Origin of the sequence: Photobacterium rosenbergii, from assembly GCF_033022775.1 — a bacterium.
Lineage (GTDB): Bacteria > Pseudomonadota > Gammaproteobacteria > Enterobacterales > Vibrionaceae > Photobacterium > Photobacterium rosenbergii_A.
In genome coordinates this window covers 149,597-171,377 of record NZ_JAWJZI010000001.1, presented here as the reverse complement: position 1 = coordinate 171,377, position 21,781 = coordinate 149,597, and the positions used below count along the sequence as shown (strand labels likewise).

The 21,781-nt window shown below is 45.4% G+C and carries 30 protein-coding genes; 8 read left to right on the top strand and 22 right to left on the bottom strand.

The window, feature by feature from the left end; all coding sequences use genetic code 11:
- Positions 1–54: 54 nt before the first annotated feature.
- Positions 55–894, bottom strand: a complete 840-nt coding sequence (locus R2X38_RS00800) for a DUF4344 domain-containing metallopeptidase (RefSeq protein ID WP_317520088.1) — start codon at positions 892–894, stop codon at positions 55–57.
- Positions 895–1,073: 179 nt separating this feature from the next.
- Here R2X38_RS00800 and R2X38_RS00795 point away from each other — a divergent pair, with 179 nt between their 5' ends.
- On the top strand, positions 1,074–1,970 hold the full coding sequence (locus R2X38_RS00795; protein WP_317520087.1) for a LysR family transcriptional regulator: 897 nt from the start codon (positions 1,074–1,076) through the stop codon (positions 1,968–1,970).
- Between the two features lie 259 nt (positions 1,971–2,229).
- Here R2X38_RS00795 and R2X38_RS00790 read toward each other — a convergent pair whose 3' ends face one another.
- On the bottom strand, positions 2,230–4,929 hold the full coding sequence (locus R2X38_RS00790) for a bifunctional acetate--CoA ligase family protein/GNAT family N-acetyltransferase (protein WP_317520086.1): 2,700 nt from the start codon (positions 4,927–4,929) through the stop codon (positions 2,230–2,232).
- Between the two features lie 193 nt (positions 4,930–5,122).
- The gene (locus R2X38_RS00785) at positions 5,123–5,632 is read right to left on the bottom strand and encodes a DUF2301 domain-containing membrane protein (protein ID WP_317520084.1); all 510 of its coding nucleotides are present in this window, start codon (positions 5,630–5,632) and stop codon (positions 5,123–5,125) included.
- Between the two features lie 418 nt (positions 5,633–6,050).
- Here R2X38_RS00785 and R2X38_RS00780 point away from each other — a divergent pair, with 418 nt between their 5' ends.
- From R2X38_RS00780 to R2X38_RS00765, 4 genes are all read left to right on the top strand, one after another.
- A complete protein-coding gene (locus tag R2X38_RS00780; RefSeq protein WP_317520083.1) occupies positions 6,051–6,578 on the top strand; it encodes an SPOR domain-containing protein in 528 nt (175 codons plus the stop codon).
- Between the two features lie 264 nt (positions 6,579–6,842).
- A complete protein-coding gene (locus R2X38_RS00775; protein ID WP_317520082.1) occupies positions 6,843–7,835 on the top strand; it encodes a D-alanine--D-alanine ligase in 993 nt (330 codons plus the stop codon).
- A 106-nt stretch (positions 7,836–7,941) separates the two neighbouring features.
- Entirely contained in the window at positions 7,942–8,115 is a 174-nt protein-coding gene (locus R2X38_RS00770; protein WP_317520081.1) for a YhfG family protein, read from the top strand.
- Complete coding sequence (locus tag R2X38_RS00765) at positions 8,105–8,746, top strand: putative adenosine monophosphate-protein transferase Fic (protein WP_317520080.1); 642 nt, start codon at positions 8,105–8,107, stop codon at positions 8,744–8,746. Before R2X38_RS00770 ends, R2X38_RS00765 begins: the two co-directional genes overlap by 11 nt.
- Before the next feature lie 74 nt (positions 8,747–8,820).
- On the opposite strand, the gene R2X38_RS00760 is transcribed toward R2X38_RS00765, so the two are convergent.
- Complete coding sequence (locus R2X38_RS00760; RefSeq protein ID WP_317520079.1) at positions 8,821–9,792, bottom strand: tyrosine-type recombinase/integrase; 972 nt, start codon at positions 9,790–9,792, stop codon at positions 8,821–8,823.
- A gap of 169 nt (positions 9,793–9,961) precedes the next feature.
- On the opposite strand from R2X38_RS00760, the gene R2X38_RS00755 reads away from it, so the two are divergent.
- Positions 9,962–10,351 (top strand): DUF3319 domain-containing protein, encoded by a 390-nt coding sequence (locus tag R2X38_RS00755; RefSeq protein WP_317520078.1) that lies wholly within the window; start codon positions 9,962–9,964, stop codon positions 10,349–10,351.
- Between the two features lie 48 nt (positions 10,352–10,399).
- Here R2X38_RS00755 and R2X38_RS00750 read toward each other — a convergent pair whose 3' ends face one another.
- Both R2X38_RS00750 and R2X38_RS00745 read right to left on the bottom strand, forming a co-directional pair.
- The gene (locus R2X38_RS00750; RefSeq protein ID WP_317520077.1) at positions 10,400–10,915 is read right to left on the bottom strand and encodes an ATP-dependent zinc protease; all 516 of its coding nucleotides are present in this window, start codon (positions 10,913–10,915) and stop codon (positions 10,400–10,402) included.
- Between the two features lie 90 nt (positions 10,916–11,005).
- Positions 11,006–11,611, bottom strand: a complete 606-nt coding sequence (locus tag R2X38_RS00745; RefSeq protein ID WP_317520076.1) for an HAD family phosphatase — start codon at positions 11,609–11,611, stop codon at positions 11,006–11,008.
- Between the two features lie 117 nt (positions 11,612–11,728).
- Here R2X38_RS00745 and yciH point away from each other — a divergent pair, with 117 nt between their 5' ends.
- Both yciH and R2X38_RS00735 read left to right on the top strand, forming a co-directional pair.
- Positions 11,729–12,052, top strand: coding sequence for a stress response translation initiation inhibitor YciH (gene yciH, locus R2X38_RS00740; RefSeq protein WP_317520880.1), 324 nt, complete (start codon positions 11,729–11,731; stop codon positions 12,050–12,052).
- A gap of 571 nt (positions 12,053–12,623) precedes the next feature.
- Positions 12,624–13,106 carry a phage protein gene (locus tag R2X38_RS00735; RefSeq protein WP_317520075.1) on the top strand — a complete coding sequence of 161 codons (483 nt, stop codon included), beginning with the start codon at positions 12,624–12,626 and terminating at the stop codon, positions 13,104–13,106.
- Positions 13,107–13,152: 46 nt separating this feature from the next.
- Here the strand turns inward: R2X38_RS00735 and R2X38_RS00730 are convergent, their stop codons facing one another.
- The 16 genes from R2X38_RS00730 to R2X38_RS00655 form a co-directional block, all read right to left on the bottom strand.
- Entirely contained in the window at positions 13,153–13,614 is a 462-nt protein-coding gene (locus tag R2X38_RS00730) for a hypothetical protein (protein WP_317520074.1), read from the bottom strand.
- 314 nt (positions 13,615–13,928) lie between these two features.
- Complete coding sequence (locus tag R2X38_RS00725) at positions 13,929–14,126, bottom strand: hypothetical protein (RefSeq protein WP_317520073.1); 198 nt, start codon at positions 14,124–14,126, stop codon at positions 13,929–13,931.
- 94 nt (positions 14,127–14,220) lie between these two features.
- A complete protein-coding gene (locus tag R2X38_RS00720) occupies positions 14,221–14,739 on the bottom strand; it encodes a virion protein (protein ID WP_317520072.1) in 519 nt (172 codons plus the stop codon).
- A complete protein-coding gene (locus R2X38_RS00715; protein ID WP_317520071.1) occupies positions 14,736–15,842 on the bottom strand; it encodes a hypothetical protein in 1,107 nt (368 codons plus the stop codon). Before R2X38_RS00715 ends, R2X38_RS00720 begins: the two co-directional genes overlap by 4 nt.
- The gene (locus R2X38_RS00710; RefSeq protein WP_317520070.1) at positions 15,839–16,615 is read right to left on the bottom strand and encodes a hypothetical protein; all 777 of its coding nucleotides are present in this window, start codon (positions 16,613–16,615) and stop codon (positions 15,839–15,841) included. The genes R2X38_RS00715 and R2X38_RS00710 overlap by 4 nt, the downstream gene beginning before the upstream one ends.
- Positions 16,612–17,238 carry a chemotaxis protein gene (locus R2X38_RS00705; protein WP_317520069.1) on the bottom strand — a complete coding sequence of 209 codons (627 nt, stop codon included), beginning with the start codon at positions 17,236–17,238 and terminating at the stop codon, positions 16,612–16,614. Before R2X38_RS00705 ends, R2X38_RS00710 begins: the two co-directional genes overlap by 4 nt.
- A complete protein-coding gene (locus R2X38_RS00700; protein WP_317520067.1) occupies positions 17,238–17,543 on the bottom strand; it encodes a hypothetical protein in 306 nt (101 codons plus the stop codon). Before R2X38_RS00700 ends, R2X38_RS00705 begins: the two co-directional genes overlap by 1 nt.
- Before the next feature lie 2 nt (positions 17,544–17,545).
- Positions 17,546–17,968: a hypothetical protein gene (locus tag R2X38_RS00695; RefSeq protein WP_317520066.1), complete on the bottom strand. Its 423-nt coding sequence runs from the start codon at positions 17,966–17,968 to the stop codon at positions 17,546–17,548.
- Positions 17,968–18,174, bottom strand: coding sequence for a hypothetical protein (locus R2X38_RS00690; protein ID WP_317520065.1), 207 nt, complete (start codon positions 18,172–18,174; stop codon positions 17,968–17,970). The genes R2X38_RS00695 and R2X38_RS00690 overlap by 1 nt, the downstream gene beginning before the upstream one ends.
- Entirely contained in the window at positions 18,171–18,323 is a 153-nt protein-coding gene (locus R2X38_RS00685) for a hypothetical protein (RefSeq protein ID WP_317520064.1), read from the bottom strand. The genes R2X38_RS00690 and R2X38_RS00685 overlap by 4 nt, the downstream gene beginning before the upstream one ends.
- A complete protein-coding gene (locus R2X38_RS00680) occupies positions 18,323–18,598 on the bottom strand; it encodes a hypothetical protein (RefSeq protein ID WP_317520063.1) in 276 nt (91 codons plus the stop codon). Before R2X38_RS00680 ends, R2X38_RS00685 begins: the two co-directional genes overlap by 1 nt.
- Positions 18,599–18,607: 9 nt before the next feature.
- Entirely contained in the window at positions 18,608–19,441 is an 834-nt protein-coding gene (locus R2X38_RS00675) for a major capsid protein P2 (RefSeq protein ID WP_317520062.1), read from the bottom strand.
- 344 nt (positions 19,442–19,785) lie between these two features.
- Complete coding sequence (locus tag R2X38_RS00670) at positions 19,786–20,115, bottom strand: hypothetical protein (protein ID WP_317520061.1); 330 nt, start codon at positions 20,113–20,115, stop codon at positions 19,786–19,788.
- Complete coding sequence (locus R2X38_RS00665; protein ID WP_317520060.1) at positions 20,108–20,464, bottom strand: DUF6864 domain-containing function; 357 nt, start codon at positions 20,462–20,464, stop codon at positions 20,108–20,110. The genes R2X38_RS00670 and R2X38_RS00665 overlap by 8 nt, the downstream gene beginning before the upstream one ends.
- Before the next feature lie 166 nt (positions 20,465–20,630).
- Positions 20,631–21,233 (bottom strand): ATP-binding protein, encoded by a 603-nt coding sequence (locus R2X38_RS00660; RefSeq protein ID WP_317520879.1) that lies wholly within the window; start codon positions 21,231–21,233, stop codon positions 20,631–20,633.
- 59 nt (positions 21,234–21,292) lie between these two features.
- The gene (locus R2X38_RS00655; protein ID WP_317520059.1) at positions 21,293–21,775 is read right to left on the bottom strand and encodes a hypothetical protein; all 483 of its coding nucleotides are present in this window, start codon (positions 21,773–21,775) and stop codon (positions 21,293–21,295) included.
- Between the last annotated feature and the right edge of the window lie 6 nt (positions 21,776–21,781).

Sequence of the window (21,781 nt, the reverse complement as noted above, 5' to 3'; positions counted from 1 at the left end):
ATCAACACGCCAGTTGATGTGCCAGAAGTATCAGAGGATTCCACTTTGGTTGATTTAACCGTTTTTGAAGTAGCTTGTCCAACTTGCCGTCACACGATCAAATTCCTCAATGCATATTTCTTCGCGTTCAGTTTTAACTTCTGATTCTAGATCTTGGAATAGGGTCTGATACTGTTCGGGATCACTGCCGTAGATCAAACATAGGCTGTAATAGTAGCGTTGAATATCCAAACTGTGCTCATCTATAAAATCTAAATCATCAAAACTGTCGATTTGTTTATCTTCAATAGCGAATAGGGTTGCAGCATGTATCGCTTGGCTATCACCATCTTCCAAATAGTTAAGCATGAGAACATTGGCAAAACTATCTGCCGCGTCTTCTTCTTTGCCAACTATAGGGACTTGGTTCAATGCAATATAGGCATGTCCAACTTCATGAAGTAGAGTGTGTAATAGAGCACCTTCTGCTGCCTGGTAAACATACTGGCTGTCTTCCTGGGATAATTTAGCTTGCTCTGTATTGTCATGAAAATCAGCGGAAAAATTGTCAATCATTTCTCGCCAAAAGTGATAAGGAATTTCAATCTGATCGGATTCGGGATCGTATAAGGGGCCATCTTCGGTACCAAAAACAATATTCACGGGCTCGGCGAGATTAAATACTGAGTCGGATAGCTCTTGGACTGTGTTTAGGGTGTCAGTCTGTCTTATTTCTTGAATAGTTTGTTGGTCAAGCTCATCTAAGCTAGGAATGAATGCATAGCGAATAGTAGGAAGTTCATTACTCATGCCTCGATTGGAAAAGAGACTAATAAGACAAACCAATAGCAGTAGAAACATAAGACAATAACTATTCAGTTTTTTGCGATTGTGAATACTGGTTGAAAAATTCATGTACAAATCCTAGCTGTTTACTGAACGGTGGTGAGTATGACTCATCAGCATAAGTGATAGAGTGATCTTAACGCTATTACATGAAAAATGAGCAATAATTTATGGATTTGCTAAGCGAGGATCGATAAGGTGAAATATCAATAACTATTTATTGATGATTATAAAAACAAGGAGAGAAGGTGAACAAGCTATTGTCTTTTGAAGCTTTGATGGTGCTAGACGCTATTGAGCGAAGAGGAAGTTTTGCTGCGGCATCGGAAGAATTAGGCAGAGCGCCTTCATCTTTGAGTTATCAGGTTCAAAAACTCGAGCAAGATTTGGATTTAGTGATCTTTGATCGCTCAGGTCACAAAGCCGTATTTACTAAGGCTGGGCATCTATTGCTTGATAGAGGCCGGATGCTACTCACTGCGGCAGATGAGATGATTGCCGATGCCAGTGCGTTGGCACATGGTTGGGAGTTGGATATCACGATTGCTTATGACGGCTTGGTCAAAGTGGATGCCTTATTTCCGCTGGTGGAAGGGTTGGCCCAACAGAGCAAAACCCGTGTCCGCTTCCATGAAGAGATCTTAGCCGGTTGCTGGGAGGCGTTGGCCCAAGACCGTGCTGACATCCTTATTGCCCCAGCACCTACGGTTGCTCCCCCTGAAGCTAAGATTCAAACACTAGGAACCATAGATACTATATGGGTTGCGCATCCAGACCATCCGATCCATAAACATAAATACCCGTTGGATCCTATGATTAGAAAGCAGTATCGCGGCATTGCAGTTGCTGATACGGCAAGGAACCTACCACCTATAACCTACAATATTCTCGATGACCAGCCATTACTGACCGTGTCTTCAATGCATGACAAGTTGCTGGCTTTGAAAGCAGGGCTCGGCATTGCAACTATGTCATACAGTTATGCAAAAGAAGCGATTGATAGTGGGGAGCTGGTGGTGATTGGAGATGATCCTGTTTATGAGCTTGAATTAGTGATTGCTTGGAATAGAAGTCGAATGGGTAAGGCAAAATCCTGGTGTATTCAGCATATTACCTCACTTTGGAAAAAGCAGGCTAAGCAATAATTCGTCCTCAAGACCTTATTGCTGGTTGTTTTTTGAGCGCTTTGTGGTGAGGTGGCGTAAAAAGGTAAGTCACATTTCCTGTAATTTATATCATGCAACCTCCAATTAGGAGGATACATGAAATTAAATACCACCGAATTTTCAGATGACTTTGACCATTGTGAATATCTAAAGACCTTCATGGCCGATCTTCAATTCGCTATTGATGAGCAGGATTGGGATGTTGCTATCGATTTCGCCCAGAACCTGCTATCGACGGTTATCGTTCTGAAGGAAGAGGGAGTAACATCTCAACGATTCCATCTTCCATCTGAATATCGATCTCGAACCCAACTTTTTGGGCAAGCATGATCATTCCACGATTAGAGGGCATTGTCATACCTGTAATTCGTTGTAAACCGGCCTCCCGGCAATATCGGATGATCTTATTCATCAATATACTGCCAAGGCCGACCCCCTTAAGATCCGAGCGCACAAGGATGGCAAACTCGGCTTCAATATTCTCAGGGTCCGACAAGGCCCGGGTAACTCCGACAATGGACTCTTCCGGCTCACCTTTGTTATTGGTTGAATGCTGTACGGCAACAAACGCCATTTCACGGTCGTAGTCAATCTGGGTAAGATTTGCCAACGCTTCATGGTTAAACTCACCGACATCAGAGAAAAAACGCTTATAGAGATCTTCAACCGAGACTTTAGCGATAAACTCAGCGTGTTGTGGTTCGTCTTCTGGTAAAATTGGCCGCAGCAAAATGCGCTCGCCATTATTAAGTGCGACAGTTTCTTCAAGCTCTTTGGGATAAGGACGAATGGCCAAGCGTTGTTGTCGATTACCTTTAAACTGACGAAGTGTCATTGACGCATCGATGACGGTCATTTCATCACCGGTAGCCAGCAGCGGGTGGATATCAAACGACTCTATCTCCGGGCAGTCAATGATGAGCTGAGATGTCTTTACCAATAGGCGGCAAAGCGCGGGAATATCAATTTTTTCAGGTAAATTTCGCTGCGTAATCTTGCCGGTTTTAATCGCATTGATCACCATATAGCGCGCAAGTGCCATGTTTAACGGCGGGATGCCAACCGCAGCATTTTTATGGATGTCCCAATCGCCGGCATCTTCTCCCAGTAAAATAACAGGGCCAAAAGTCGTGTCGTGATGGACTGATAGACGTAATTCCTGAGCGCCAGCTCGTTTAGCCATCCGTTGTACTAGCAAGCCATCAATTCGTGCATTTGGATATTCCAATGACACCCGGTCAAGAATAGCCTGCGCGCCGTTGGCGACTTCTTCGGCTGTACGTAAATACAGCAGTACACCATGCACTTCTGATTTGTGGGGAATATCCGGTGAGCGCAATTTAACAGCAACAGGGTAACCAATTTGGTTGGCGATATGGGCGGCTTCAGCAGGATCACTCGCTATCCATGTTGGAAGGGTTGTGAATCCATATGCTTCCAACACCGGCCTCACATCATGTGTTTCAAGTTGGGTAACACCTTGTGCGAGTAGGTGGTTAACCACGTCATGGACATGTTGGGGGTTGGCTTTTGTTTCGCCGAAAGAAACCGGGGTTTCCATCAGTTGCTTTTGGTTTCTGCGGTATTCCACTAAATGCATGAAAGCCGAAACCGCACTTTCAGGTGTACGATAAGCCGGATAGCCAGCTTCGGTGAAAATCTTACGTGAAATAATGGCCTCATCTTCGCCCGCCCAATTGGTCAAGATATTGAACTTACGGGTTCTTGGGTGGGAATTTAACACTTCCACTAAACGTTTAGCTGTTTCGTTGCCCGCCGCTATTGCAGATGGTGAGTGCATAATTAGCAGTGCATCAAAATCATCACTGTCTAATAGAATTTTAACGGCTTGCTCATAGCGATTGATATCTGCATCACCGATGATGTCGATCGGGTTAGCCTTGGACCAGCATGACGGTAAAATGGCAGACAGTTTGCTGGTGGTCTCATCACTTAATTGAGCCAGTTTACCGCCTCGATCAGCAAGTGCGTCGACTGCCATAATGGCAGGGCCTCCGCCATTAGTTAAAATCGCCAGGCGTTCTCCGCGCAAAGGGACAGAATGGGCAAGGGTTTCGACCGCAGCAAACAGCTCGTGGGTATTGTTTACTCGCAGCATCCCCGAACGACGTATCGCAGCATCGTAAACAGCATCTAAGCCAGCAGGCGAGCCGGTGTGCAAGAAAGCGGCAGCACTGCCTGCTTGGGTTCTACCGCTTTTTACCACAAGGATCCGGCGGTTTCGTGCAGCAGCTCGAGCCGCAGACATAAACCTGCGTGCATCTTTCACCGAATCAATGTAGAGCAGAATAGCTTCGGTTTTGCTATCGCGGCATAAGTTATCAAGAAGCTCCGCGAAGTTGATATCACAGGCGTCACCAAGGGAAAGGAAGGTAGAAAAACCAACATTCTTATTTTTTGCCCAATCGAGGATTGTGGTACACACGGCAGCAGACTGTGAAATAAAGGCGATATTGCCTTTATTGGCGGCAATGGGCGAAAAAGACGCATTGAGGTTTATCCAGGGCAGTATGAGTCCCATACTGTTCGGCCCGACCAAGCGCATATTAAACTGTCTAGCAACGTCAAACATGCGTTGCTCCTCAGTTTGTCCATCGGTAACGATGTTGGCCATCCCCGCGGCAAGCACTATGGCAACTTTTACACCTTTTTCACCAAGCTGACGGATGATCTCGACATTGCGGTGAGCATTGGTACAGACAATGGCTAAATCTGGCACTCGGGGTAGGCTGTCTATGGTTGGATAGGCAAGGACACCGGCAACTGCATCATATTTTGGAGTGACGGGCATGATAGGGCCATGGAAGGATCCTGATAGGAGGTTGCGGATCACCACATTACCGGCTCTATTAGGGCTATCGGAGGCACCGATCACGGCGATTGACTTGGGTTTGAGCAGTTTGTCTAATCCGTCCATATCACAACTCTTTTTGCCAATACTTTTCACTGAGTGTAACTAAACCGCTACTGAGTTTCTGGCAAAAGTATGTGAGCTGTGATCAATGCCTAATATCAATCAATTAGCAAGAAGAAGAGCGGTCATTTAGCGGGGTTGTTAGGCCGGGGGAGTGGCAGGTCCTTTGCCACAAGGATCAACTTAAGTGCGAAAATTAGATCTGATATTTTGACTTGTCGCCGATGTCGTAGTGCATTGGCATTCGCCATTTAGAAAATGCCGCTACAGCCAACAAGATGGCGCCGGTCATGCTAAATGCAATACTGATCTGAGTCTGGTTGAACACCAAACAGAACCAGAATCCCGCCAAAGCGAGAGGTGTGAGTAATAGTGGTTTTAATTGAAAGCAAAAATACTCTTTAATGGCCAGGGCACTAAAAGAAAACAGTGCTGCGCCAAGCGCCAGTGGTGTCCATAGATCAGCCAATAACCAGCAGACAGCAAAGAGAGCACTGCCAAGAATTAGCCAACGGAAACGCTTATCGTATATGTGCACCGTTGTTGTAGCTAATATTGCGGCAATAACAAGGGCTGTGGTGCCCACATCGATTTCCCAAGCTAGGATAGACATAATGCCAGCAGCGGCTGTCAGAGCTGTTCGATATAAGATTACCGTAAATTTATCCAGATTATCTAGTTCGCTCTGAATATGAGGATCGGCCATGATGGGCTCCAATGAAAAAGAAAGAATGCTGTTATACCCAAGTTACCTCAAGCTGCAGGATTCAGAGGGTTGTCAGCGCATTCAATGCAAGGCGAAGGTTTGCAGGAATGGCACTCCCTTTCAAAAAGCTTCAACGAAGGAGTGAATGGGCTGACACCCTCCCGGAGGGCGAGTTTTCTAAGCTTCTAAACCGCGTTATTGTTTCTTGATTTAGAACCACTAGATCTTCAAAACAATGCCTTGTCTATAAGCTTAGAAATTCTCGCTGAACATGCACATTGAGGTGACTTGGGTATATATATTACCTGTAATTCCTGTGATGCAGGGCAGATAGTTATTGATCTATCTTAAACTTAGGCTTGAATGGTGGAATTTCCGGCGGCACAATGTGATTAGATTTTTGTCTGGCAGAGAAATAATGAAAAAACTAGCCGTATTGGCTGTAGTTACGGCGATTTCAGGGTGTGCATCTGATTCAGGGAATACTGAAATAATCACTTCCTCAACAGAAGAAGTTTTTGTTCAAGAGAAAATGGAGTCTGAGACTCTGGCAAAGCTAGATGAAACAACAATTTCTGATGTTGATGATGGTGCTGATCAAGCAACAGCAACAGAGGTCATCAAAAAGGCCGCGGAAGAGAATGCTTCTTCGAATCTTGAATTGTCTAAATCAGGCTATTCTATTCAGGTGTTGGCGCTAAGTCATAATAAGGGATTCACAACCTATATGAACAAGCTTCCGTCGGACAAACCAGTTTGGACGAATGTGAAGAAAATCAATGGTGTGCCTTGGTATACCTTGCTTTATGGTCAATTTGAAACAAAAGAGCAAGCGCGTTCAGCCTTAGATGCGCTGCCTAATGATGTGAAAACATATGGGCCTTTCATCCGCGATCTAGATGAAGTCAAGGCTTCTCCAACGCCTAAGTTGACTCGATTGAACTAACTGTTGCTTATGCAAATAGAATCTGAAATCAGTTTGCAGTAGAAGCAGCGTAAATTATCCGTAATAATGAACCCACAATCTTTACTTGAGGTTGTGGGTTTTGTTCATTAGGTAAATCAAAATCATGATAGTTGAGCGAGATTTGGCTTTTTGGACTGGTATTTGTCAAATATTCGAAAGAATTCTCCATAACTATAGATATGAGGTGCAATAGTCACCTTTTTTTTATTACTATTAAGGAAGAATTTTACACAAGGGATGATAATGAGCTCAATCCACGTTTTATTACTCTGTGGCGGTGGAAGCGCCGAACACGAAGTCTCTCTAGTATCTGCCAATTACATTGAACAGCAGCTCAAGCAGATTGACGACATTACGTATACCCGAATTGAAATGAAGTCCGATGGTTGGTTCAATCAAGATGACCAGCTTTGCCACCTTAACCTCGACCGTACTTTGCACCAAGGTGATGGTCAGCAGAAGGTTGATTATGTGATCCCATGTGTCCATGGCTTCCCAGGTGAAACAGGTGATCTTCAATCATTTCTTGATATGGCAAAACTGCCATATTTAGGCTGTGGTGCAGAGGCTAGCACAAACTGCTTCAATAAAATCACTACGAAGCTTTGGTTCGATGCGTTAGGCATCCCAAATACGCCTTATGTTTTCCTGAGTGAAAACAATGAACAGGCCCATCAACAAGCAGAAGACGCTTTTGATAAGTGGGGGAAAGTGTTCGTCAAGGCAGCAAGTCAAGGTTCATCGGTAGGTTGTTACCGTGTCACCGAAAAGGCAGCACTTTCAGAGGCCATCAACGCTGCATTTGGTTATTCAGAGCAAGTGTTGATAGAGAAAGCCATCAAGCCTCGCGAACTTGAAATCTCTTCTTATGAATTCAACGGTGAACTCATCATCACCAAACCTGGTGAAGTATCTTGCCCTGATGATCAGTTCTATACCTATGAAGAGAAATACAGTGCGGATAGCCATTCTACAACTGCAGTGGAAGCTTCCAACCTGACTGAAGAACAAATCGAGGACATTCGCAATTATGCACGTAAAGCGTTTGTTCATATGAAGCTTAAAGACTTGTCTCGGATTGACTTTTTCTTGAGTGAAGATGGCGAGATCCTGCTGAATGAGATCAATACCTTCCCAGGAATGACGCCAATTTCAATGTTCCCTAAAATGCTTGAGCACCATGGCCATACATTCAAAGGTTTTTTGGAGCAGGCAATAAAGAACAATGTGAAGTGATGAAGAGCCGGGTTTCAGACCCGGCTTTTTTCAACCTAATGCAAAGTGGCTATACTTTTTCATGTACGCCAGAAACTATAACAATGATGAGGCAACAAGATTTTTAATGTTAACGGATGATGAAAAGCAGCGGCGCTTTAAGCAACTGCAAGCTAAAAACTATCGTGCAAGTTTGCGATTAGAAGGTATCCACTTAGAGCAAGAAGAGTCTGCCAACTCAGAAAGTGGTTTGACTGAAATTGAACAGATCAGACAGTTAAAAGGACATTATGCCAGATAGGTATGGGGTAGATAGAGACCCGGATTGTTATCCAGAAAGTACCGTTCTCATTAACTTACTCAATATTCGAGATGAAGATGAACTTGAGGCGGCTGAACGTGACTTTACCCGAGTACGTGCTAGCCATTTTGAGCCTGTCTTTAATAATTTTTCATTCGAGTACCTAAAGCAAATTCACAGAACTTTGTTTCAAGACTTATATTCATGGGCTGGGGTGCCGAGAAGCGTTGATATCACCAAGGGTGAAACGCATTTCTGCCATTGGGAAAACATAGAGCGTGAAACAAACAAGCTACTCGAAGAGCTGGCAGGACTAAACAATTTGTGCCAACTTGAGCGAGCTGAGTTTATTGATAAGTTGGCTTTCTTTTATTGCGAACTCAATGTCATTCACCCGTTTCGAGAAGGTAATGGTCGGGTTCAACGCATCTTTTTTGAGATACTGGCTATCAATGCAGGCTATGAGGTGTGTTGGGAAGGTATCGGACTAAACGAATGGGTTGATGCGAATCAGGCAGGGTATTTTGGAAACATGGAGCCTCTAAGGAGCTTGTTCGCAAGAATTACTTATCCAATCGATTTAAGTGTTGGTTACGAAGACCATTGGACCGATGAGCCGAAAAGGGAGTGAAACTGCAAACCTAACGCACTATAATTTATTGTATATCGCCCTTGATATCACATTATTCTACACCAAGATAAATCCTATTTTTCCCAGGGCTTAGCTTTGATGAACTTACTGACTTCTTTATTGTACCTATCAGTGTTGCCTACATATTGGGCCGGCATTGCGGGGCTCTTCCAACGGCCTTGCTCTTGGATTTCGATGATAGATAACCCGGCATCGGAGAGATCTTTGGCCGCACCAACGCGTGGAGACTGGCCTGAAAATAGAGAGGTATCTCCTAGTCCTAATTCGTCACTAGCTCGACGGAAAACACGGTAGATTGACGAATGATCTAATGGTTTATCGCCGATATTACTGTGCCTGTCGATACGTCTGAAAACAAAACCGTTTTCAATCATGCCAATAACCAACCAACGCTGAAGAGCTTTAGATGCGATACTACTGAGTGAAATTGTGGTCTGATTTACATCTAAATCTATAAGCCCTGAGCTATGCACGTATAAATTTTCAACAGAAAGGGAGGCGAGTTCACTGCGTTTGAGCATAGCTTCAAACATCACTGCCCATATCGCCAAATCTCTGATATCTTTAGGCTTTGTGGAAATCTCGAAGCTATCAATCAATTGTTGTAAGTGTTCATCTCTAAAAGGGGCGGCATTTTGATAGTCGTCATGCTTTTCGAGCTGCTGCTTCTTCATGGCTAAGCGAATTTCGGATTTAGCACAAGGATCGCTCAGATTATGACAGCGGTGTATAAGTGATATTGTGACGATGTAACGTTTAAGGCTAGCTAACTTTCTCACTTTCGCCATCTGCTCAATATAGCGGCGAACAGTGTCGGCTTTTGCCGGAAGTGCAGGGATATGCTCCGCGAAACAAAAGGCCAGGAAATTATTCCAATCATTTTTGAATGAAATGAGAGTATTTGAAGCGTATTGATCCTGTGTTAAGGTTCTCATGGTTTCAACAGAGTCTAATGGCTGATTGAAACGCTTAATACTCATCAAACATTCGATTTCGTCTTGTATTGGTTCAATCTCTTTAGCCATAGGTTACCCTTCTAATGCACTATAATTTATTGCTTATCATATTCTAATATAGATATCCCAAAACTTCATATATAATCGCACAAATGTAACACTAATGAGCTTTAACAGCAGACAAACCTAAGATTTGATGCTTATATTAAAAAATCTTATGAAAAACATAAGGCTCATTATGGCTCAACCGAACGAGGCAGAAATGAAAAAAAGACTGTTCCATAGAGGCCACAATATTGAAAACGCCTCGGGAGCACCGGATGGTTGGAAAACAACCATTAATGGAAATACGATTATCCATAAGCTTACGCTTGTGAAGAAAAGCATTGATTGGTGGTATGACATGCAAACATTTATGCCACCTGAAAAGTTTCTTGCTGGGAATAAAGCTGAACGCGTTGATCAGAGAATAGAAGAGTACAAAGGCTTTAAGTTGATCAATGATAATGGAGAACCAAATGGCTGGTATGTCATGTTAGGCAGCAAGCTGTTGAAAGGTTCTCCAACAGCAATAAAAAAGCATTTAGACTTGGTAATCGCTAAGCTGCAGCAGAACAAGCAGCAATAAAAAAACGCCCAGAGTAGGGCGTTTTTTTATAAGCTCGCTGCAAATCAATTAATCGTTTTCATCGAGTTTCTCAACGTCGACTAAATAGTCACCTTCTAGCCAGTTACGACCGATAAGGAGTTTGTATTCTAATTTACTTCTGTCACGAAGGTTCACAGCAACAGTCTTATGCTCACCGTTCCAGCCCAGGTCCATCTTGACGGCATAACGTCTTTCAACGCCTTGTGCGTTACGGATTTTGCTGACTTTAACGATTTTACCTTTATAGGTTGCTTCTTCACCTTTCTCATTGATAGAAGTGAATTCAACGGTATGGCCAAGGTGATCGCGCATGTTATCACTGTCGCTTTCATCACCAACCACCTTAATATCCTTGGCATGAATAGAGGTTGTTGCTGCGCCAGTATCAATTCGTGCGAGATAATCGATATCTAAATCATAAACTTTGATTGTTTCGACTTGACCTACAATCGATTTCGAATCGTCACTTTTTGATTCAGCCAAGGCAAGATTGGAACCCATAACAGAGAATAACAACATTGCTGGGATAAAAAGTCTTTTCACGAAAACTCCTGACTATTAGGTACAAATTAAGAGGCAATATGCCATTTTTCAGATGAATGTTAAATGAATTTCATCCTGTTAAGAAAAATTCTAGTTAATATTTAGCAAATTACGAATACTGGTACAGCTTTCTGGAGGTGATTTAAACTGAAACACTTCAAAACCAAATGCTTTAGCGGCATCGAGGTTTTTCGGTTGATCATCAATGAAGAGTGATTCGCTCGGATCAATATCAAATCGTTGGCACAGCAATTCAAAAATCTCGGCTTCCGGTTTAATGGTAAGCTCTTTGCCCGAGACCAAGCCGCCATCAAAAAGCTGATACAGACCATGGCGCTCATTTAGCTTTTCAAAGAAGGCGCTGCTCATGTTTGTGAGAAAGTAAGCAGAAAAATTAAGGCTCAAGACTTGGTTGACTAAATCGTACGTTTCATCAATCAAATGAAGGCTGCTCTGGATGTGTTCGAAGAAATCTTCCATCCTAGACTCAGGTAGATTAACTCGTGCTGCACAGCGTGGAATGGCTTCAGCCATAAGCATGGTCCCACGGTCTAGCGAAAGCCAGTCTGGATGGTTGAGAACGTGTTCAAGTAATAGTGCTTGTTCGTCCTTAGAATCTGTAAATGTCGAGACAATTTTTGCAGGGTTCCATTCGAACAGTACAGCGCCAAAATCAAAAATAACGTTTTTAATCATAACTGTTTCCGTTACAGTACCTATTATTGATAGTATTCTGGTTCAGGTGAGATTCAAATGAGAAATCGCAAGATATTACCTGGTTCACAGATCCAAGAAATTAAACGAGATTTTCCCATGAACGACAACAGCCGCTTGGTATTTTCAACAGAAACTGGTCGCATTAAAGAAGACAAACCAGCACCGCAACGTCCTAAAGGCGATGGTATTGTCCGAATTCAACGCCAGACAAAAGGCCGTAAAGGTAAAGGAGTTTGTATCGTAACGGGCCTAGACTTAGAAGATGCACAATTGAAGTTGCTAGCTGCCGAACTGAAAAAAGTGTGTGGCTGTGGTGGCTCAGTTAAAGATGGCAACATCGAAATCCAAGGCGATAAGCGTGATGCAATCAAAGCTGCGCTTGAGAAAAAAGGCCACACAGTAAAACTGGCTGGCGGCTAATTCATTTGTCGGCATTACCACGAATTTAGCCCTAAGCAGAGCTTGGGGCTTTTTCTTAGATAATTTTCACGAAAGCAAACTGACGAACGCATTCTGCGAAAGACATTTTGCTTATCTGCAAATTATCTACTTTATGGTAAATCGGCATTACGGTTAAATTGGTTCGAAGTGACAGTGTCATTGAAAAGAGAAATTTAAATTGATAGCAAAGAGTGGGTTAGAAACAGTGGAAACACTGTACGCACCAATAAAAGGCATTATATATAGATACCTAATTTAACATAATATACATAATACGTACTGAGTGGTGTTTTTTTAACATTTGATTTAGGACATTTGTGTCAGCTTAGAAACTTCACTTTAAGGAGTCTCAAAATGCTTTGGAAACAGTTAATTAAATCAAAACCTCTCGCTTTTTATCCCGCTCAACTTTCGGTACCGTCCTGTGCCCACAAACGCTGGGTTTCGCCCGGTTGCTGTTGTTGGCTAGGTATTATCGGCGTGCTCTATCAACCTGCGTTTGATTAATCGGAAATAACTTTTATAAACGATAAATTTTGCGAGGCACATCATGCTACATGAATCCTTCGTCAAGCTGTTCTGGCGTCACTTCGACAACATCGCTGAGGCTTCCGCGTGGTTTCACGTCCGGCCAATCACTGTCAAACGATGGCTCACGGGAAAAATCGACGTGAACCCGATGGCCGAAAAACTTCTCATCATTAAAGCCCGTGGCTATCTGCCCGATGATACCCGCTGGCAAGGTTTTCGGATTGATGAGCACCGCTGCATCATCATTACCCCCGAAGGCCGCCAGTTCAGCCCCAAAGAACTGGACTCTTGGGCACTCCGTTATGATCGCTATCATGCCTTGTGCCGGATGTATGAGCTGGACTATGTCCCGGTGCGAACCAATGTGGTTACACCATTGCCGTTTCGTGGCGGCCGCAGAATCAAACAGCCCCAGCAAGAAACCATTCCCAAGGACAAAAAGAAAGCCTGCCGCAAAGCCAGGGATAAACTCAATGCCCGGCGCAGCGCATCAGCTCCCTAGCCTTTGCTCAGGCGTAAAAAAGCCCGCAGTTGCGGGCTAATCCTGATTAACTGCCACAAGTCTGCGTGAAGCTTGCATTGTCCTCATCAACTAACTGTGTGCTTAAAGAGACATTTTTCATAAGTTGTTCATGCTGTTTATTGCTCAATGATGGCCATAGTTTTTCGACAATTAAAGCAGGTGAAAATGTTTTCTTTGTCTTTTCATCATGAATGTAGATGCAATTTTCCACCGTCATGTATTTTGAGCGGCCTTCGTAGCTAAAGATTAGCCCAAAACTATCATTACTCTCGATAACATTAAGATCTTTAATGTCGAACTTTGTTCCATTAACTCTTTCACCCGAATACTTATGGTTAAAAGCTTGTGCCATGAGCTGTAGTTGGAACATACCAAGTTCGTACTTGGTTGCAGGTGTAGCTTTCAATACATCCAGTTCAGTTACTTCTGCTCTTGCAGTACTACTGAAACATATTGATAGAGCTAATATCCCCATTATTTTATACATGAATATCATCCTTTATAAATTAGCTAATCTGCTGACTATCTGATCAACAAGCTAAACGTACAACTAATTTATCAACAAGGCTAATTTCCACATCAATATTTTGACACGCTTATTATATAGTAATGAAATTATGACTCTTTTTCCCATTCAAGCTTAAGAATTCGCGTTTCATGTTGGGCTATCATGTGTTTTAACTCACCCAACACTGATTCATGCGCTTTAACAGAACGAAATAACAAATAGCAGATGATCAAAGTTGGAGGCGTTACCCCCAACTCACTAAATAATTTTATCAGTTCACCCATCCGAACCCCCTAACCTTTTTCTTTGCGAACCGTGTCGAATAAACCGATCATCATCGCGGCTATGGCGGGAATTGTACCGCCCAATTGCGCACCAGATTCACCGATTGTCACGGTGACCAAATCACTATTACCTGTTAGTAAACCAACGGTGGCACTGCCAAGTAACATCAAACCTGTTTTGGTACTGGACTGTTTCAAATCAATCATAACCATCCCTTTTTACGTAGAAATTTGAGTGTGTAGGCACCGATAACGACACCTGCAACGCTGAGTGCTACCGAAGTAGCGGCTTTCTTAGTTGTCATGCCAGTGCGACTCCTTCCATCACTTCATTGATGGGATATTGGCGGCCAACTTCCATCCGGGCCATGGCCTGAATCAGTACCGCCGCCGTATTGTCGTTGGTCGCATCCAGAACCTGGTATTTGTCGTAGCCCGTCCACGTGGCAACCATATTGGCGTAATGGTCGCTGTCATTTTCATGGCTCGGCGCGAAGGTATGGATAATCTCGTTGATGGTCGTTACCCCGCGCTTTTGATAGCTGCGCAGGATACGAGCCGCCGCACGGAAGCCCCATTTATCATCTTCGAAAATCACAAATCGGCCATCGCTGGACACTTGGCCGCGCCAGTTGTTGTGCTTGCTGTATTCGATATTCAGCGGGTTGTTGTTGCGGATACCCCGCGGCATGCCTGTGGTCATGTCTTCGTTCATTCCTGTGTTGTTCGTCGGTTGGCGTGGCTGGTCACTTGCGCTAACCAGCCCCTTGCGGCTGTTGAGCCATAACAGCACCATGGCTAGTGCTATCAGCCATTTCATTCGTAGAACCCAAGCCCTATAGGCATTTTGCTGTACTGACAGCAATACAGGATATGTTCTCCATGCTCTCGATAGTGCTCATACTGTTCAGAGTTAATCTGTATCGTTACACTCGAAGGATCAATTTCGAGCACCCTAAATTCAGAGTCGTACCTCTCTCCAGTGAATATCATATGGTTCAAAAGACCATAGGGCGCATCTATTGGCCTTGAGCGAGAAAACCTTATTTTGTTATTACCTAGAAACTCTATCGGTAAGTCGTAAAAAACATCAATCGGGCTTTCTGCTGGAAAGTCGTAATAAGCATTTGGGGCATGATTATGAGTAAAGGAATCTGGGGATTTCCCATAAATTTTAGAATGCCATAGTTGAGCACTTTCAATAGCATATAGCCTAGAGCTAGGGTTTTCTATTCTGATATAAAAGACCTTTGTTGGATTGAACCACCACCCATGATAGCCAACAAGGAATGGCTCAAAATCGAAGGTTTTTGGAGTGTCAGCGACAAACTCATCGTTATATTCAATCGTCTCAAACCAATGGAAAACATTACCGTCTAAGAACGGTCCTTTATTCTCAAGGTTAATATCCCGCACTCCCACCGTGATTTTAGTCCCCGGGGATAGATTAAAGAGTGATACCCTAGCTTTAACCTCATTGTGAAGAGAACCACCAAGCGGAATATTTAGAGTTTGATATAGCGTAGTATCACCACTAAGATGCAGCTCTCCACATTCTGGGTTTAGGTGAGGCTTTATTTCATCACCGCCTCTCTGAATGTAGTGATTAAAACTTAGATACTCATCTACTTGATGCTCAACCGCCCAATATGGAGCGAGTAATGTTGAACCCCTACCATTTTTAGTCCCACGAGATATATCTGGAACATTGCTTGCAGTAATGAGTGTATTCGCTTCAACCGTAGATGGTCTGTACTTCGTTAGAAACTCAGTAAAGTTGGGGTTAGAAAGCAAATTTACCGCCTTATCACCCAATCGGCTGTACAAATCATTCGCCGTTTTTTCGAACTCGTCCGCCAGATATTCAACTTTGTTTCGTGGGCTGCCAACGGGCAGACGTTCTTTTAATGTTTTATCTGTCATCGTGTGACCTCGATAATTTGGATTGCATCACCGTCAGTGCCCGCAAAACTCAGGGCGGCGGTGGTTTCAAGTTTGAGCTGTTCGCCTGCTGCCAATGTCCAGCCAGTACCGAGCGTGATTGCATCGGCGTTGGTTGAACTGGCTTTAAGTAAAACGTGACAGCGTGACGTGTTGGCAATCAGTTCTGCGATGCCCTCGGTAATGGCCAACTCACTGGTTGTCATGCTCTCGCCACCCACGGGCTTGGTGAGCATTGGCGTGGTGGCATAGACGCGAACCGCCTGCCCACTCTCAAACTTCACCCGTGGGAGTTCCGTCACCGCCACTTGCTGGCCTTCAGCCAACGATACGCTTGGTAGTTGTGACACGGTCACGGACTGGTCGGGCTCAAGCTGCACCTTCGGCAGTTGCGACACCACCACCGCCTGCCCGTCAACCAATGCCACTTGTGGCAACTGACCGATATTGACCTGCTGATTGGGTGACAGGGTCACTGAAGGCAGTTGGGTTACCGCCACTTGCTGCCCGTCTGTCGGCGGGATATAGCGGCCAAAACCACAGATAATCGTCACCGTGCCCGCCTCACCCATGTTCTCCACGGTCACACGGCCTGTCAGTTGTGGGTCGATAATCTGAGCGCCCTGCTTCAGGCGGTAATCGCCGCGCTCGGTGGTGATAGAGACCGACTCTGTACACGCCTCGACATACAGAAACTCGCCCACGGCTTGGAACTGCGAACGCTGGCGCGGTTGCATCACTTGGTGAAAATTCATCGCTTACCTCCAAGCATCATGATCGCCATGAATGTCATGACCAGACCAACAACAATGGTCATCTGGCGGCTGGTTGCCACTTGGCCGCCATCGGCGTTCATTTCTGCCAATCCCTTTAAGGCTTCCAAGTTCTCGGTATTTTGAGCTGCTTGGTTTCCTGCCAGTCCGGCGATCATCTGCAGGTTTTCATGGTGCGCTTGGCTCACTTCATCAATGGCGTTGTTGCTCACCTCGGCATTGAGCTGCATGGCTTCATTGCCAAACATCAATGCCCCCTCGAGAGAGTCACGGCCAAAGCTCATGGCTTCGTCCATAGCGTCCTGTCCAAAGCCAAGGGCTTTATCAACTGACCGCTCTCCCATTTCCAACGCGGCTTCACTGACATCAGCCATCCCCCAAAGGGCTTCTTCGGTCACATCGGCATTACTGAGCAGTGCCAACTCTGACAAATCAGAAGCCCGTTGCATGGCGCCGTGGTCGGTCATAGTCATCGAAACGTTAACATTGGAATCATTGACGCCCGCAATAGATACACCAAGGTTATCGCCGTCGATGGCGTTCTGGCCGCTGGTATTGGTATTCGTGGTTGTGTTAGAGCTGGAACTCCTTCCTCCCTTACCCATTAAGACCTCCGCATACGCTTTGTCTTGGACAGGCTGGTTGTCCGTAATTCCGAGATGTTTTCACGCCTCGCCAGATTCCCTTTCGCTGTTTTTGCCCCACTTGATGAACCACCTCCGGATTTGCCCCGGAAGTTTTCGGCCAAGGTGGGGCGCCTTCCCTTGCCACCGCTTGGCCGTGCTGTAACCCGGGTCGCTTGGGCACGCCCACGGCGGGGACGGCGGGCATTACTAGTCACTGCCGGGGCTTTGGTCGTCGGCTTCTTAGTAGCCGGAGCCTTGGCACTTTTTACTGATGATTTACCCATCCCTATGCTCCCTCAATATCAAGTTGATGGACGGTTTCCTGCGTGCCGTTGAACTCCCTGACCTGTTCAACCTGCTTGAAACCAAACTTATCCAATATCCGCCGCATTCCCTTGCGGTAGGTGTGATAGGTGATTGCCGCATAGCCACAGGCTGCAACACGCTCGATGATATGGCTTGCTGCTTCTCCCAACCCTCGGCCAGTCATGGCAATGATGTGATAGCGGCCATCCTGCACACGGCTGATAAACCACAGCTTGACCCCTTTACCCGTCAACAGGTAAAAGCTGACTTCCTTGGCACGAACCATGGATTTCACCTCGTCAAATTCCGCCTTCGGTGTATCAGAGCCCGCAAATGCAGGCTTGATTTGGTCAAGGTGGGCAAGAAAATCGGGTGCTGATGGGCGTATCAATCGAAAGTACATTACCGACCTCCTTTGATAAGCAGCCACAAAGCGGTTGCCCCAATAGCGAATAGCAGCCAGATAGGCAGCGAACCACCGCCCATACTGATCCCCCCAACACGCAAGGCGGATTCATTTTGGCTATGAACGCCTGATGGACCCGCTGCGCCGCCGCCCGCGTTAATCGGCATACTGCCGGAATTGGTTAGACCGGGAATATTCATCATGCTTTCTTCCCCATCACAATGTCATAAAGCCACAGCCCCATGATCACCGCCGCCAATATGCGCACGGTGCGCCCGACTTTTTCCCCGGTAAATAACCCGGAGATATAGCCGACGGTGCCTGCCAATAGAGGCCAAAATAGAAACGGCATCATTTTCCCCTTAGCAGCATGACCAGAGCCAGCAAGGCAATGCTTCCGCCCATGATCATCATCGAGGTATTGCCCGGCATCATGGTATAGATCGGCTGCCCGGTTGGTTGTTGGGCTGGCTCTTTGTGCTGCGGCGTGCGGTTTTCTTCCGGTGCGGCTGACGAGACTTTTTCAGCCTCGTTATCGAACCAAGAATTTAACCAGGCTTCGCCACCATCGCTGGCGGTATCCCAAATCCCGCCCAGTGTTTCACCGACTGTATCGAGTAGACTCATCGCGCCCCCTTAGCCTTTGGATGGCAATGCGTTCACCTGTTCGACGGCTTCAACAATTACCGGCACACTACCAACGGCGGATTTATCCAGTTCGAAAGCGAGCTGGCTGCGGGCGGCAGTATTCAACATGCCGTCAGCACCAAAGCCATAACGGATGAAGTCGAGGCTGAACCACTCAGGGTTTTGCTCTTTCTTGGCCTGCGCTAAGTCGTAGGCGTTATCTTCTTTGGTGACGTTCATTTCTTCGAAGCTGTCACGCAAAACGCGAACGCGTTCAACCGAGTCATCAAGGAAATGAATGCGCTTGAGGTTCAGTGCCGGGCTTCGCTCGGAGAAATCAAAAGGGGTGCGGCCTGTTGCCGAGGCAAACCACGTTAGCTCGTAAATACGCGGCATGTAGTAACGCACCGATTGTGCAGGCAGCACATGGGCACGGGCGCGGATACTTGGCGGTGTGGTTCCGGCTGGTTTTGACTTGAGGGTGATATACACAAACCAAATTTCGCCACCCAAGGTGACAAGGTCGGTTTGGCGTACACCAATTTTGGTGCGCAGCGTGGCATCACCAAAGGAAATGACATAGCGCCCATCTTGGGCGTAGTTCTTGCGGTGGGCTTGCAGTTTAACCAGCGTTTCGCCTGTTACATTGATTTTGGCCGAACCATTCAACGACACTTCAACTCGTTCGATGTCGGTTGGATCAGTAATATCCGTAACCAGCTCAATGCTGTGATACGTCGGGCCAGATACCAGACGCAGCGATGCACGGTTGCCCCAACCTACACCCTCTACCGGGTCTAGCTCTTTGGGACGTGGCGCGAATGGGGTTTGCACTAATTCCATAATGCGCCCCTTACCCGATTGCGTCTTCGACGGCATCAACGTTATTCGATGCCCAGACAACCGCGCCAGCGACCATTAACGCGATCACGCCAGTGATCACATAGCCCTTAGTTTTTGCACTCATGATGTTTGCTCTCTGTTGGTTAACAAAAGTTCCCCAACAGGAAAGCAAGCGATTTGGTTTTAAGGCAAGCACAAAAAAGCCCGCTAAGGCTATAGGTTAGCGGGCTTTTAAAAATGTGATTGGTTTTAAACTATTGCCACTATAAAATTTGCCACGATGAAATCACCAAGACAAACCTAAACAGCTTAGTGTAATGCGTCACGCTTGGCTGTTTTGGGCTTTACTGCCCTTTACCAAAAGCGTAACCAAGGGCTAAAGTTATAATTGGCGTAAAAATTGACCAAATATTTTTTATACTTTCAAGCGTTTCAACACCGTCAAAACCGGGTAGCAAGGAGCGAAAGAAAAAAGCAAGCGACAGGCCAGTAGAAATATAAAAACTCCACGTTATTGTCATCCAAATGAATGAATCTTTAGCATTTTGGCCTGTGCCAATTTGGTTCGCGATTTTGCCAACAAGCGGGCGATCAGTTACTTGAACATCCTTTTTTGTCGATAAAGGTTTTATATCAGGTTGCTCAAATGTGAATTTTGTCTGCTCCTCACTCACTTGTGCCCCCTAACATGAATGTATAGTGAAATTCTCGCAACGGCCCATTATTAAATGTGTTAACATAATATGTAACAAATAACTCACGACCTTTGATTGTTGCTATAGAAAGAGGAACAGGGTTACCCTCTCCTATCGCACTACTAAAGTTAAATAAGTTGATGGTTAATATACCATTTTCAACTTTACCCTCATATCGCCCTTCACCTTTATCATTCTGAAATATAAAGCGAATATCTAAGTCTCCAACTTTAAAGGAGACATCAGGAGTAGTAAGGTGCACCAAGCCTGACGCAATAACTTCTAACCCATTAGTAGAAACAGATACAGGAATATCGTGATTGTTCATTTTTTATCCAAAGCCTTAATTTCTATCCGAATGAGTTATACCATAAATACAAGCCATTAGTAGTACATGAAGTAAATCTAGAGCCCAAACAGCTCGATATATTGAATTTTTCAACATATCGCTATCTAATTTATCACTTATAAGGAATGATACAGGTTGTGGTTTATTACCACCGAATTGTATTTTTCTCCCACTTCTTTCCGTCCTGAAGCACATACTCAAGCTTTTCTAGACTAACTATCTCATTCGCCGGTATCCCCGTTTTCTGTTGCAAGTACCTCGCACTATCATCGGCTTTTTGCATCATCACACACGCGAATTGGCAGTTATCAATGATGGTTTTCGAGACTTCCTGCCCACGCTGAAACATGTTGATGGAATGCAGGCCAAACTTGCGCCCTAGCCTCAAGATTTTGCCGTGGTAGCCCGTCGCCTTGCCTGCGGTGCTAGTATGTTCGGCTACTTCTTCGCAGATCACCTTTAGTGGTTTCTTGTGCTTGCCGTTCCCCACGCCCCACACCACCATGCAGAATTTGTCGAAATCTTCCTCAGTGGTTTCATGCTTTGGATAGTACGCAATCTTGAAACCCTGGTTGGTTTTACGCCCAGCAATCAGCGCAGCAGCAAAGGCTTTCAATGTGGCGTAGCTGCGAACCTTGCGCCCGGCCAGTTCGCCTTCGTAGTCGCCAAGTGGGTCAAAGATGGCAACTTGGTCGGTCGGTTTGATAAACAGCTTTTTGGCTGCGGAGGTTTTCCCGCAGCCAGACATACCAACCACATAGACATGATGATTACTCAGCGCATTGTTTTGGTTGATAGGTTGTAGTTTCAAGCGGCCTCCTGCTGTTGGTCATCATTGGCCGCTTTCTTAGCCTTTTTAGCCAGTTCGATATCTTCGGCCTTGAGGGTTCGCACCTGCATGTAACTGGAAAGCGAAAGCATCCCAATCGCGGCCACGGCCATGATTTCATCCATGTACTTCGCCAGCCACGGTGGAGGATTGCCGCCGTATTTTACTATTAGCGGTGCAATCTTTTCGGCTACGCTTTCGGCCTGCTTTGGGTCAAATTCAAACCGTGGGTGAACCATGGTTTTCATGGTCTGCTCGATGGTCATCAAGCCGACAAAGACCATCGCGCCAGCGGCTTGCGTTTCAATTTCCTGCTGCTGTACTTGGGTATCGGCGGCGGTTGGATCAAAGTCATCATCTAAGCTGTTGATGAAATCTTTCTCGTCTTGCTCGTTGTGGCTTTCCAGACCTACATCAGTATTTAGCTCGTCATCATTGGCGGCTAGGTTTTCGGTATCCATACTATA